12 protein-coding genes are annotated in these 12733 nt (G+C 45.8%); 3 read left to right on the top strand and 9 right to left on the bottom strand.

The genetic code is table 11. The features are described 5' to 3' along the window. Positions 1 to 15: 15 nt before the first annotated feature. The 8 genes from ACTO17_RS08905 to trpS all read right to left on the bottom strand — a co-directional run bounded on the left by ACTO17_RS08905 (position 16) and on the right by trpS (position 7203). Entirely contained in the window at positions 16 to 390 is a 375-nt protein-coding gene (locus tag ACTO17_RS08905; RefSeq protein ID WP_482557683.1) for a biotin/lipoyl-containing protein, read from the bottom strand. A gap of 24 nt (positions 391 to 414) precedes the next feature. Continuing rightward, on the bottom strand, positions 415 to 1131 hold the full coding sequence (locus ACTO17_RS08900) for an OadG family protein (RefSeq protein ID WP_482557682.1): 717 nt from the start codon (positions 1129 to 1131) through the stop codon (positions 415 to 417). A gap of 13 nt (positions 1132 to 1144) precedes the next feature. Continuing rightward, on the bottom strand, positions 1145 to 2578 hold the full coding sequence (locus tag ACTO17_RS08895; protein WP_482557681.1) for an acyl-CoA carboxylase subunit beta: 1434 nt from the start codon (positions 2576 to 2578) through the stop codon (positions 1145 to 1147). A gap of 132 nt (positions 2579 to 2710) precedes the next feature. After that, positions 2711 to 4117, bottom strand: coding sequence for a D-alanyl-D-alanine carboxypeptidase family protein (locus ACTO17_RS08890; RefSeq protein ID WP_482557680.1), 1407 nt, complete (start codon positions 4115 to 4117; stop codon positions 2711 to 2713). A gap of 130 nt (positions 4118 to 4247) precedes the next feature. Beyond that, the gene (locus tag ACTO17_RS08885; protein ID WP_482557679.1) at positions 4248 to 4631 is read right to left on the bottom strand and encodes a protein-export chaperone SecB; all 384 of its coding nucleotides are present in this window, start codon (positions 4629 to 4631) and stop codon (positions 4248 to 4250) included. 10 nt (positions 4632 to 4641) lie between these two features. Continuing rightward, the gene (locus ACTO17_RS08880) at positions 4642 to 5361 is read right to left on the bottom strand and encodes a hypothetical protein (protein WP_482557678.1); all 720 of its coding nucleotides are present in this window, start codon (positions 5359 to 5361) and stop codon (positions 4642 to 4644) included. Then, positions 5358 to 5837 (bottom strand): hypothetical protein, encoded by a 480-nt coding sequence (locus ACTO17_RS08875; RefSeq protein ID WP_172537997.1) that lies wholly within the window; start codon positions 5835 to 5837, stop codon positions 5358 to 5360. Before ACTO17_RS08875 ends, ACTO17_RS08880 begins: the two co-directional genes overlap by 4 nt. A gap of 283 nt (positions 5838 to 6120) precedes the next feature. Continuing rightward, positions 6121 to 7203 (bottom strand): tryptophan--tRNA ligase, encoded by a 1083-nt coding sequence (trpS, locus tag ACTO17_RS08870; protein ID WP_482557677.1) that lies wholly within the window; start codon positions 7201 to 7203, stop codon positions 6121 to 6123. A gap of 176 nt (positions 7204 to 7379) precedes the next feature. On the opposite strand from trpS, the gene ACTO17_RS08865 reads away from it, so the two are divergent. From ACTO17_RS08865 to ACTO17_RS08855, 3 genes are read left to right on the top strand one after another with little or no spacing between them, the layout of a single operon-like run. Continuing rightward, positions 7380 to 7970: a TetR/AcrR family transcriptional regulator gene (locus ACTO17_RS08865; RefSeq protein WP_482557676.1), complete on the top strand. Its 591-nt coding sequence runs from the start codon at positions 7380 to 7382 to the stop codon at positions 7968 to 7970. A gap of 23 nt (positions 7971 to 7993) precedes the next feature. Next, a complete protein-coding gene (baiCD, locus tag ACTO17_RS08860) occupies positions 7994 to 9958 on the top strand; it encodes a bile acid Fe-S flavoenzyme BaiCD (protein WP_482557675.1) in 1965 nt (654 codons plus the stop codon). Between the two features lie 12 nt (positions 9959 to 9970). Further along, the gene (locus tag ACTO17_RS08855; RefSeq protein ID WP_482557674.1) at positions 9971 to 11893 is read left to right on the top strand and encodes an oxidoreductase; all 1923 of its coding nucleotides are present in this window, start codon (positions 9971 to 9973) and stop codon (positions 11891 to 11893) included. Positions 11894 to 12027: 134 nt separating this feature from the next. Here ACTO17_RS08855 and ACTO17_RS08850 read toward each other — a convergent pair whose 3' ends face one another. After that, positions 12028 to 12702, bottom strand: a complete 675-nt coding sequence (locus ACTO17_RS08850; protein WP_482557673.1) for a fibronectin type III domain-containing protein — start codon at positions 12700 to 12702, stop codon at positions 12028 to 12030. Positions 12703 to 12733 lie beyond the last annotated feature (31 nt).

Genomic DNA, 12733 nt, shown 5'->3' with positions numbered 1-12733 from the left:
TTTTACCTCCAATAATTAATTATTTAAAGTTGCCAGCAATGCACCTGCTTCTACCGCCTGTCCGACTGTCACGTCAATGCTTGCCACCGTTCCGTCTTCCGGCGCAACGACAGGCGTCTCCATCTTCATAACTTCCAGTACCAGAATGGTATCGCCGCGTTTTACCGCATCTCCCGCTTTGCTGTCGATGCTGAATACTTTTCCTGCTGCGCCTGCTTCAATCTTAACATTTCCTGCGCCGCCTGCTGCCGGAGCGGGAGCTGCGGGCGCTGCCGGTGCCGCTGCGGGAGCCGCTGCCCTTCTGGGAGCTGCCGGAGCCGCTCCTGCGCCATTTTCTTCTACAGTAACATCATAAACGTTTCCATTAACGGTAATTGTATAATTTTTCATTTTTGTTTCCTCCTGAATTTACAATTAAAATCTTCTCTTGATGGAACGCACTACAAAGTCATCTGTAGAAGTTCCGGTAGATGCTGCAATTGCCGCTGCAATTACTGCTGCCAGTTCCAAATCATCCTGTGCTGCGATTGCCTCTTCCACTGCCGGCGGAACAGGAGCTGCAGGCGCTTTAGCCGCCGGCTTTGCTTCCTCTTTTCCTTTTTCAAAGTAGGAAAGGAACTTAAAGCAGCTGATAATCAGGCTGATTAAAATTAAAACTGTAAACACCACGCCCATTCCCATCAGGGTATTCAACGCCGCATTGGTCATCTTCTCCCCAAGGGTCTGTACCTGGTCTACGGTAATATCTTCCAGTTCCATGTTATGGTATTTATACACATAAGTCAGAATAACCGGACGGTTCTCATATATAATCTTCTGTTCACAGGTTAAGGTCTTGCCGGATTTAGTGATGGTAAATTCGCCCAGTTCCACAAATTCTCCGACACCTTTCACTGCTTCCTCCCAACGGCTGACCAGATGCTCTAACGTTTCTTCTCCCGACGCCAGGTAAGCTGCCTTCTCTGATTCCGACATATTCTGCAGAATATTAACGGTATTCTCACATGCGCCTTTTAACTGATCATAAGTAAGGCCATTGTAATCAACTGTGGTAGGATCCGCTTCGCCACATGCTGTTAATCCAAGTACGATAAGGCACATACTCAGAATCAGCAATATTTTCTTTTTCATAAACTTCACCTTTCTATTTTGCTACATGTTTTCTAACCGGTTCACCTGTTCCTTTGGTATAGAGCATCTCAAATGCCGCTGCTGCATATTTTCTGGTATCATCCGGCGCAATAATCAGATCAACCTGTCCCCGTCTTGCCGCTGTTTCCACGGAGGACTGAAGCTCTTCGTATGCTTTCTTCTTCTCTGCAATCACATCTGCAGACTTGCCGTCATACATAATCTTTGCAGCCAGTCCCGCGTCCATCATGCCTACCTTGCTTCCTTCCCATGCGTAAACCAGATCTGCGCCGATGGACTTGCTGTTCATCATCACATAAGCGCTGCCGTAAGCATTGCCGATAATGATGTTCACCTTCGGAACAGTTGCGCCGGCAAAGGCCGCCGTCATCCGGGCCATGGCTTTGGCAAGGTTCTTCTCGGAACACTCAGTTGCCGCAAAGCCTTCCACATTGGTTAAGGAGAGCACAGGAATGTCAAAAGCATCGCAGAAGTTGATAAATTCCGCTGCCTTATTGCATCCTCTTGCAGTAAGGGCCTTGTCAAAGCTCTCTGCCTTTTCCCCGTTCTCATCATAAACTGCTGAAGCATTGGCAACTGCGCCGATGGTTCTGCCATTTAATTTGATAAAACCTGTCACCATATTTCTGGCATAGTTTTTCTTGGTTTCAATAAATACATTGCTGTCTGAAATGTGCGTCAGAGCCAGGCGGGTATCTTCTCTGCATCCGGAAAGATTCTCGCATACCCGGTTCAAGTCGTCGCTGCATTCATCCTCTCTTCCGCATTCCGCATTGTTGCCGGGCAGCACGCATACCAGTTCACGGATTGCAGAAAGAATCTCTTCCGCAGTTCCCATACCGTCAATATATCCGTTATTGCTTCCCTGATATTCTGCGCTTGCGGTATCGCATTTGGACACATGGTTGCCCTTAATGGCATTAGGAGAATTGACAAAGACTCTTCCATGCTCTTTCTCTACAAATGCAAAATCGCTTAAAGCCGGAACCACTGCCAGACCGCCGCCGCAGGAACCGAATACCGCGCAAATCTGAGGCACTACGCCGCTTGCCTTGGCCTGAGCTGCATAAATCTCGCCGAATCCCTGCAACGCGTCTACGGATTCCTGCAGACGCATTCCTGCACAGTCAATCAGCCCGATCACCGGCGCCCCCATCTTCACTGCCATCTGATAGATTGCAGCTATTTTCTTGCTGTGCATCTCGCCGATGGTTCCGTTTAACACAGAAGCATCCTGGCTGTACACATACACCAGATTCCCGTCAATCAGGCCATATCCGGTGATAACGCCATCGGATGGGGTTTCAGACTGACTTAAATCAAAGTCTGTGTTTCTTGCAGTTACCAGAGCTCCGAGTTCCATAAAACTCTGCTGATCGAGCAGACCGGAAATTCTCTGTCTTGCTGAGTTGGTAGAATTACTCATTTGCTTAAACCTCCATATGTATTTTTAAAATTTTTCAAAATTTTCTTCCGATTGTAATTGTATCTCTTTTGACGAAACTTTTCAATAGATATTTGTCACAAATTTGTTAAAAATTTCACTATACCCTGATTTTTATTCGGAGGTTTTCGTAAAATTTGTCTCAGCCGGCTCAAAATACAGTTCCTTTTCCATGAAAAACAATTTCAGAATATATTCTTTGTACCAGGAGGGTTTCAGTTTTCTGGCGGCTTTGGCCGCATAGACGGGAATCTCCGCAATCTGGCGCTCACCCAGATAATAAATGGCCCTGCCAAGCTGCTGCCCCTCTTTCACCGGCGCCTGAACGCTCTGGGGAATCTCATAAATCGTCCGGATTTCTTCATCTGTGCGTTTCAGCACCCGAATCTTTTCTTCTTTGATTTTCAGGGGAACGGTCACTTCCTGATAGAGCCTTCCATTTTCCGGCTCCGCTCCCTCCACTTTCACAGGCGCAAATTCCCGGTCATACTCATAGACGTCTTCACAGTAATAATTTTCCAGGCCGTAATTCATCAGCGTGCGGGTATCTGACCATTTGTATGTTTTGTTATTGGGCCATCCGCAGGCAAGCAGGGCCACAATAAAGGTGCGGTCCTCCCGGCGCAGCGCTCCCACATAACAGTAGCCTGCATTGCCGGTAAATCCTGTTTTGCCTGACAGCGCCCCTTCCATCATCTGCAGAAACGCATTGTGGTTATTGCAGTTATAATGCTTTGTTCCGGCCAGATTGGTAAACTGATAACTGGGCGTACGGGTGATTTCCAGGAATTTCTCATTCTGGATGCAGTAGCTCATAATCACCGCCAGATCCGCCGCCGTGGTTCCATGCACCCCGGTTTCATCACTGGCGTCAAGCCCGTTGGGCGTGATAAAATAGGTATCCTTACAGCCCAATTCCCTGGCCTTCTGGTTCATTTTTGCCGCAAATCCTTCGACAGAACCGCCGATATGCTCTGCAATGGCCGCTGCAGAATCATTGTGGGATTCCAGCATCAGAGAATACAGCAGATCCTTCAGAAGAAAACTGTCCTCTTTGCTCATGCCAAGGCGCACCTGGGGCATGGATGCAGCATAGCTGCTGACTTTTACCTCGCTCTCTAAGTCCCCCTGTTCCAATGCCAGGATGCAGGTCATGATTTTGGTGGTGCTGGCATTGGGCATGTGTTCATAACCGTTTTTCTCATAGAGCACCCTGCCGTTTTCTGCATCCATCAAAACTGCAGATTTGGCATACAGGCTGAAATTGGGCTGATCCTGCGGCATTTCCCGGGTCTGCGGATTTTCCTGCTTCAGCGGCGTTTCCAGGGCCTCTGGAATTTCCGGCCCCGGAGCTTTTAGAATTATAGTTTCTGCAAAGGCCTCTGTGACACAGGTTACGGCCAGCGCTGCGGATAAGATAAGGCCCAGAAAAACGGCGGCGGATTTTTTCTTTTTTTGAAATTTCAGAAACTGTCTGGTCTGGGAAAATTTTGATTGGCTGCATCTGTTTAATTTTTCCATGTTCATGTTCTTCCCTGTTGGGTTTGTATTTTTCCATTCATTATATGAAAAAAAAGCCGGACATAGACTCCTGAAAATGATTCAGGTATGTTCGGCTTTTTGATACAAGCGGATATCCCAAGCATATTTTTTAATTTCCAAACATTTTATTAATATTAAACGGCGGAAGCACCACACTGTCAGTATCCGGTTGTGCTGTTAACAACGTAACTTCACTTCTGAGATAAGGCATCAAAATTGCTACAGCATTCTTACTTATTAAATCCTGACCCATCTTATCTTCCACTTGTCCTTCAAACTTAAAAAAACCAGATAAACTAATAACAATATCGTACTCATCTTGTTTTGTGCCATTCAAAACAAGCGTCACCTTATATATGCCGTTTTCATCCAATCCTATTTGTGCCTGTAATTCAAATTTCAGCTCTTGGGTATTCTTAAAACCTTTTCTATCAAATTCAATTCTTTCAAATACCAATCTTTGCAAATTCAATATACTATTATAATTACCCATTCCGTCTCCTTCATGCTGCATCTGCAAAATTATTATCATCTGATTCCACTTTTATTCTCAGATCCTCCGATAATATTTTGAAAGCACTATTATGCACTAATTTATATTTTTTTTGATCTATATATTTACCTGTATCTATCACAATGTTAGTACACAATTCCCAAGACACTTTCAAGGTACTGACTACTATTTCGCTTGGAATTGAAATATTCCCCAAAGTTGACGCAAATACATCCAACGCATCTGCAGAAAGCTCAATTCCTTCGTCTATGATTCCTGGTTCATTTGCAATACTTTTATAGTATTCCGTATTATAATGCACATCATTATCGATCAATGAAAAGTAATTAATCTCATCGTCAAATTCCCCATCTTCTGCGTAGATATATGAATCTTCTTTTGGCAGATATGGACTACTCTCATCCCAATCTGAGTTATTATAAGATATTGTATATCTATTTTCTACATAATCAACAGATATCTTCCCTGAAGAATATTCTAACAGCAACTGCCGAATCGTTATCTCGTCCCGCAACATTCTTACAAGGCTTATACCGTTGGTTTTTCCAAGAAGCCATTTACATCCTTTTTCATTATTTTGGCAGCATACACCTATGAAAACATCCTTTTTGTCATTTAAACAAGTGAAAACAACCGGAAAATACGACTCAAAAAGAACTTTGTCAATATAAATCTGTCCATATTTATCCAATTTAATAAACTCTCTCATTTCTTTTCATCTCTTTCTTTAATGTAATTTTGAAGATACTCTTCAAAATTATTTATCATTTCAAACTCATCATATGGTGACGCGTCTTTATAAAGCCACCAATCTACATGCGAAGTTCTTTTCTTTGTCCTCTCTTTCGTCCTTTGCACCACCCCATGCCTGGGATTGGTCTCTCCCACTGCAATTTGATAAGGAACTTTCATATCAGAAATAATGCTTGCAAACCTTTTTACATCTTTAGGTTTCTCAAATGTCGATAAAGAATATTGTCCGGGATCTGTTGAATCAGCCATTGGATTCAAAACACAGCCATTTTCTTCAAAAGAAGGTAAAAAAGAATTCTTATCGCACCTTCCGCTTCTGCATGCTCTATATACTTTTATCGACTCTTCCCTTGCCCCATCCGGCAATTTGAATCTTTGAAAATAATCAGGAAATATTTTTTCAATTCGTGTCACAGTATTTTTATCATTCAAATCCATTCCTCTTTTTGTGAATACAATAGAACAAAAATATTATTTCACAAGATCTACCCTTATTAATCAATTACACTTTTAATTCCAATTTTCATTTTTATTATACACCATATCATGGCTTTTGAACACCAAATTCAATATAAATTTACATGAAAATATCCCGCAGAGTTCTTTCCGAACTGATAAGCAAAAGAAATACTGCGCCCGCTTAACGCCTCTGCCACTTCTGCACCTGCGGCAATTCCTCCGGCCCGCCGTAAAGCAGCCGCCTGTTCCTAACCTCTTATTTAAATTTCTCCGACTGCTCCCGGATTAATTCTGCATCTGCAAAATAATTGATTTTCATGGCAGAACGCACTGCATCCAAAGTCTGCGCCGCCGTTTTCTCTGCTTCCTGGCTTCCCTTTTTCAAAACCTCATATATATAGGGAATGTCCTTCTGCAGTTCTTTCCTGCGGCTGCGGATTGGCTCTAATACCTCCTGCAATACATTATTTAAGAATTTCTTCACCTTCACATCTCCCAGGCCGCCCCGCTGGTAATGAGCCTTCAGCTCATCCAGATTGGCATAGTCCGGCAGATACCGTTCAAAATGTTCCTCCCGGCAGAAAGCGTCCAGATAAGTGAATACCGTATTTCCTTCCAGAGAACCCGGATCTTCTACCCTGAGATGATTGGGGTCTGTAAACATGCTCATAACTTTTTTCTTAATCTCCTCCGGCTCTTCTGACAGATAAATGCAGTTTCCCAGGGACTTGCTCATTTTTGCTTTTCCGTCCGTGCCGGGAAGCCGCATACACGCCTGATTTTCCGGCAGAAGCACCTGGGGCTCCACCAGAGTTTCTCCGTATACCGTGTTGAACTTGTGCACAATTTCCCTGGTCTGCTCAATCATAGGCATCTGATCTTCTCCTACCGGAACCGTAGTCGCCCGAAAGGCTGTGATATCCGCCGCCTGGCTGATGGGATACGTAAAAAAGCCAACCGGTATACTGGCTTCAAAATTGCGCATCTGAATCTCAGCCTTTACCGTAGGATTCCTCTGCAATCTGGATACGGTAACCAGATTCATATAGTAAAAGGATAATTCGCAAAGCTGGGGAATCTGGGACTGAATAAATAATGTAGACTTCTTTGGGTCTAACCCGCAGGCCATGTAATCCAGGGCAACCTCCACCACATTCTGACGGACTTTTTCAGGGTTATCCGCATTGTCTGTCAATGCCTGCGCATCTGCTATCATAATAAATATTTTGTCATATTCTCCGGAATTCTGCAGCTCCACTCTGCGCCGCAGAGAACCCACATAATGTCCCACATGGAGTTTTCCGGTTGGTCTGTCGCCTGTTAAAATTATTTTACTCATAATAATATTCCTCACTGTCTGTAATTAAAATAAACCGCTGTGTTTTTATTCAAATTATATTCTAATCATACTTTTCTCTTCTGTCAACAGGCTTCACTTCACATATTTACAATGGAAAAAATGTATGTTAAAATATCTACATACCAACCGACCGGTCGGTTGAAAGGAGGGAATCTATGAACCATACAGACAGAAAAGCTGAGATTATCGATGCTTCCATCACACTCTTTTGTGAAAAAGGGCTGGATCTTACATCCATGCAGGACATTGCGGCTGCAACAGGCATCTCAAAAGCAACTCTTTATTTCTACTTTGATTCCAAAGCCGCCCTGATCCAGGAAGTATATCAGCATTGTTATCAGATGGATGTTAAAGCCTGCAATCAGGACGTGGATCAGGAGAAAACGGCCATGGACAAATTATGCAAAAGATTCCAAAACATCATTCACTATTCCATGAGCCATCCCAGAGAATCTATGATCGAAAGACTGTACACAGCGTCTCCGGTATACTGTGATATGTTTCTGCAATGCAAAAAAGAATTCTACGATGATATTGAGAAAATTATCACAGAAGGCAGGGAAACGGGAGAATTCAAAGAAAGCCCGCTCTGGCTCATGACCACGGCATATTATGGATTCGCAAGCCAGATTTATCTGAAATTAAAAGAAGAACCGTCGTTATGGAATGACGATACGTTACACGCCTGTATGGAAATGATCCGGGGAATGTTCGCAAAAGCGGACACAGAAGATTTTAAACAATAATTTTTTTCAAAGGAGGAGGACATATGTTATTTGAAAAATTATTTTCACCCATCAAAATCAAAAACCTGGAACTGAGAAACCGTGTAGTACTGAGCGCCATGGGAACCCATGAAAGCGCTGAAAGCGCCGACGGCAGAGAAGTAACCGACAAGCTGATTGCCTATCATGCGGCCCGTGCAAAGGGGGGATGCGGGCTGAACACAGTGGAAGTGACCTCAGTAGACGCCGCAAGCGCGCCCCATGGATTTTTGTCCATTGCAGAGGATAAATATATTCCGGGACTGCAGAAATTAAACGACGCCGTCCATGCAGCAGGCGGAAAAACCTGCGTTCAGCTGTGGCAGGGAGGACTTGCGGTGGCAAGCGACCAAACGGCCCAGATCCTTCTGCCAAATGATATGCCCATGTCCGCTGAATATACGGTGCCGGGAATTACAGAAGAACGGCTCTATTCTGTCATCGAAGCATTCGGGGCTGCTGCAAAAAGAGCGGTAACAGCAGGCTTTGACTGCCTGGAGTTTCACTGCGCCCACAATTACCTTCCCCATTCTATGCTGTCCGGCGGGCTGAATCACAGAACTGACTGCTGGGGCGGCAGTTTCGAAAACCGAAAGAAATTCCCTCTGGCATGTATCCGGGCAATCCGCGAAAATATGCCGGAAGGAATGCCTCTGCTGATGCGGATCGGCTGCCATGACGATATGCTGGAAGGAGGACTGACCATAGAGGAGGTCATTGAATTCTGCAAGGACGCAAAAGAAGCCGGCGTGGATGTCCTTAATATTTCCAGAGGCAATATTGTGACAGCGGCAACGGTCTATGAAGTGGCGCCTGTGGACATTCCAAAAGGCTTCAATGTGGAAGATGCAGCCCGAATCCGTCAGGAAACCGGAATGCTGACCATGCCCTGCGGCCGAATCAATACCCCGGAGCTGGCTGAGCAGATTTTGGAAGAAGATAAAGCAGATCTGATCGTTATGGCACGGGCGCAGCTTGCAGATCCGGACTTCTGTAATAAGGCCCGGGAAGGACGTCTGAATGATATCCGCTACTGTATCGGCTGTAACCAGGGATGTTACGATTACTTCTACGCATCATTATCCGATCCGGAAGTAAAGCACATCACCTGTATGAGAAATCCTGCTCTGTTAGAGGAAGAAGCATGGGCTTTAACGCCGGGAGTTAAATCCAGGAAAGTAATGATTGTGGGAGGAGGCATTGCAGGAATCGAAGCGGCCCTTAATCTGAAAAAAACTGGAAATGAACCTGTGATCTTTGAAAAAAGCAGCCGCCTGGGCGGTCAGTTCACGCTTGCCGGCGCTGCTCCTGGAAAAAGTGATTTTCAATACGCTGCGGACAAGGCTGTGGCAAATGTAAAAGATCAGGGAATCGAAGTGCATCTGAATACGGAGGTTACGCCGGAACTGATTGAAAAAATGCACCCGGACATCGTGATCCTTGCCGCAGGCTCCACTCCCATTGTACCGGATATTCCAGGAAGAGACAGTGAAATCGTGACAGAATCCCATGATCTTCTTGAAGGAAAAGAGTTCTCAGGAAAAACCGCAGTAGTCATCGGCGGCGGACTGGTTGGCTTTGAGTGCGCAGAATACCTGGCGTCCCGGGGCGTCAAAGCAGATATCCTGGAAATGAAGCCGGAGGTACTGGCTGACCTGGGACAGCTCCGCAAGATCACGTCTCAGTTCTCCCTTGCAGAATTGCCGGTTACAGTACATACAAACACTGTCTGCAAAGCAATAGAAGCAGACAAAGTCATTGCGCAAAAAGATCAGGAGCAGGTTTCTTTCCAGGCAGATCTGGTTGTTATGGCAGTGGGAACAAAGTCTGCGGACACAACAGCATTGCAGGAAATCTGCCAAAAACTGGAGATTCCGGCGTATCTCATCGGAGACGCCAAAAAAGCGCCGGGCATGGCTTTAAACGCAATCCACGACGCTTACCACGCTGTTTTAGATATCAACCAATAAAGAGGCATACCTATGGCAAATTTATTCACAGAATTAAAAATCGGCTCAATGACGCTGAAAAACAGAACCTTTATGGCTCCCATGTCCCTGGGCTATGTCAATCCGGACGGCGTTCCCGGCGAAGAACAGCAGGCATACTGGCTTGCCCGGGCAAAAGGAGGAGTCGGATGCATTATCACAGATGCAACCACCGTTGACCCCAATACGCCGTATCTGGGCCATACCCTTTGTTTCCGGGATGAAAGCAGCATTGCACGATACAGAGAATTTACTGACAAAATTCATTCTTACGGCGCAAAAATCATTCCGCAGATTACCCATCCGGGGCCGGAGAGCATCTGCTCCTTCTCCGGAGTGACCCCTGTGTCCTCCAGCGGATACAAAAATTCCATGGGACAGGACACCCGGGCTCTAAAACCAGAAGAGCTTCCTGCCATCATCGCCCAGTACGCTGACGCTTCCTGGCAGGCAAAGCAGGCAGGCTTCGACGGAATTGAACTGCACTGCGCCCATGGATATATGCTGCTGGGATCTTTTTTATCTCCCCTTAGAAACACCCGTACTGACGCGTACGGCGGAAACCTGATGAACCGCGCCCGGCTTTTACTGGAAACAGTGGACGCCATCAAGGAAAAATGCGGCGCAGACTTTCCAATCATTCTCAGAATATCAGGCAGTGAACGGGCGGCAGGCGGCAATACCGTAGAGGATATGATGCAGCTGATTCCGGCGCTTATTGAACACGGCGTCGACGCCTTTGAGATTTCCGGAGGGGTACAGTATGAATTACCTAATAAAATTATCCCTTCTCACGGAGAAAAGGCCGGCATCAATGTGGAAGAAGCTGCAAAAATCAAATCTGTCAGCACCGTTCCCGTCATCGTAGTGGGAAAAATCAACACTCCGGAGCTTGCAGAAACAGTGATCAGAGAAGGAAAAGCAGATGCAGTGGTACTGGGCAGGGCGCTGCTTGCAGAGCCAGAATTCGTCCATAAAATCCAGGAGGGACGCAGAGACGAAATTGCTCCCTGCGCAGGCTGCCTTGTGGGCTGTGTGAGCGAACAAAATAAACGCAGACCCGCTTCCTGCGTGATTAATCCATTTGCCGGCAAAGAATCCAGGCTGTCCATAGAACCTGCAGAAATCTCAAAAAAAGTGGCGGTCATAGGAGGCGGAATCGGCGGCATGGCTGCAGCAAGAATGGCTGCCCTCCGGGGAGAAACTGTAACCCTGTATGAAAAAGAAGAAAATTTAGGCGGACAAATCCTGCTTGCCGCAGTCCCGCCTTATAAAGAGCCGCTGATAAAATGGATTCTATTCCTGGAGCACGAACTTCTGCGCCTGCATGTGCAGATAAAACGGGGACATTTAGTAGACGCAGAGGAAATCCTTCAGAGTAATTTTGACGCTGTGATTCTGGCAAACGGTTCTCAGCCGATCATGCCGAAAGAAAGCGAAAATGCCTGTACCGCACATCAGATTTTAAAAGGTGAGAAAAAAATCACCCAGGGAAATGTACTGATCGTAGGAGGCGGCATGGTAGGACTGGAAACAGCGGAATATCTGGATTCTGCAAAAACAGGAAATTTAACGCTGACCGTCATAGAAATGAAGCATACAATGGGTGAAGGCATGGCGCCTGCCAATCTGGTTCCGGCCATGATACGGCTGAAGGATATCGGTGTAAACCTGCTGACGCAAACCCGGTTGGTCAGCACAGCCGGAGATACCGTCCGGTTGGAAACAGCCGGAGAAGAAAAAGAACTGTCCGGTTTTACCCATATCGTGTATGCGGTGGGTTCCAAGCCGGATCAGGAATTGTATCACGCAGTCAAAGACTGCGGAAAAGAAATCTATCTGATTGGTGATGCAAAGGAAGCCGGGCAGGCCTTACAGGCCGTTGCAGACGGCGCTGCCGCAGCCATGGCGCTGTAAAGAAGGCATTATCCCGTTTTTCCCTGATGCATCGATCCTTCTGATTTGAATTTTAACAGGGGGCAGCCGGAACATGGCAGTTACACACAATATACAGCAGTGAAACTGCCAGTTTCCGGCTGCTTCCTTCCTTTTTATTTCATCTTCAATGTTTTTATATTGCTGTAGCTTCCGTATGCTTTCCCGGCTGCCGATTTCTTATAGGCCCGGACGCGGAAACTATAGCTTTTTCCTTTTTTCAGCCCTGACCTGGTAAATGAAGTTGTTTTTCCTTTGGTAATGGTTTTTATTTTCTTAAAGCTTCCTTTTCCGGTGCGCATAAATACTTCATAACCATCGGCCCCGGCGGTTTTTTTCCATGTGATTTTTGCTTTACTGCTGCTCTTTTTCTTAACAGAGCTCAATTTTGCTTTCTCAGGGGCTGTTGCCGCCTTTAAAGATGTTTCAGAAGCAGCATACAGCTTGGTTCCCTTGCTTTCCACATAAGAGGTTACTTTTACAGTGTAAGCTGTTGCCGCTTTCAGGCTTTTGCAGGTATAAGAATTTGTTTTTATATACTTTGTGAAAACGGTTTTGCTTCCTTTGTAAAGAGTCAGCCGGTAGTCCGCCCCTTTTACAGCCTTCCAGGAAAATTTCAGGGAATTTGCGGCAGCTTTGGCCACTTTCAGGCCGGAAACTTTTTCTGGCTTTTGGAGTGTGTCGGCGGTTCCGGGGTTCTGGGTGTTTTCATCTCCGCCTGGACTGTCCGGTTTCAGTATTTCAATCTCTTCGGTATATGTATTTCCGCATAAACTGCAGGTATACGTCATTTGTCCTTTTTTAGTTGCGGTAGGCGGTACT

The sequence above is a fragment of the Petralouisia sp. genome, from assembly GCF_056822245.1.
This window is presented reverse-complemented; position numbering and strand designations above follow the sequence as displayed.

Excerpts from the sequence above, each read along its gene's own strand:
- ACTO17_RS08905 (WP_482557683.1), bottom strand. The coding sequence starts at position 390 with ATGAAAAATTATACAATTACCGTTAATGGAAACGTTTATGATGTTACT.
- ACTO17_RS08900 (WP_482557682.1), bottom strand. The coding sequence starts at position 1,131 with ATGAAAAAGAAAATATTGCTGATTCTGAGTATGTGCCTTATCGTACTT.
- ACTO17_RS08895 (WP_482557681.1), bottom strand. The coding sequence starts at position 2,578 with ATGAGTAATTCTACCAACTCAGCAAGACAGAGAATTTCCGGTCTGCTC.
- ACTO17_RS08890 (WP_482557680.1), bottom strand. The coding sequence starts at position 4,117 with ATGGAAAAATTAAACAGATGCAGCCAATCAAAATTTTCCCAGACCAGA.
- ACTO17_RS08885 (WP_482557679.1), bottom strand. The coding sequence starts at position 4,631 with ATGGGTAATTATAATAGTATATTGAATTTGCAAAGATTGGTATTTGAA.
- ACTO17_RS08880 (WP_482557678.1), bottom strand. The coding sequence starts at position 5,361 with ATGAGAGAGTTTATTAAATTGGATAAATATGGACAGATTTATATTGAC.
- trpS (WP_482557677.1), bottom strand. The coding sequence starts at position 7,203 with ATGAGTAAAATAATTTTAACAGGCGACAGACCAACCGGAAAACTCCAT.
- ACTO17_RS08865 (WP_482557676.1), top strand. The coding sequence starts at position 7,380 with ATGAACCATACAGACAGAAAAGCTGAGATTATCGATGCTTCCATCACA.
- baiCD (WP_482557675.1), top strand. The coding sequence starts at position 7,994 with ATGTTATTTGAAAAATTATTTTCACCCATCAAAATCAAAAACCTGGAA.
- ACTO17_RS08855 (WP_482557674.1), top strand. The coding sequence starts at position 9,971 with ATGGCAAATTTATTCACAGAATTAAAAATCGGCTCAATGACGCTGAAA.
- ACTO17_RS08850 (WP_482557673.1), bottom strand. The coding sequence starts at position 12,702 with ATGACGTATACCTGCAGTTTATGCGGAAATACATATACCGAAGAGATT.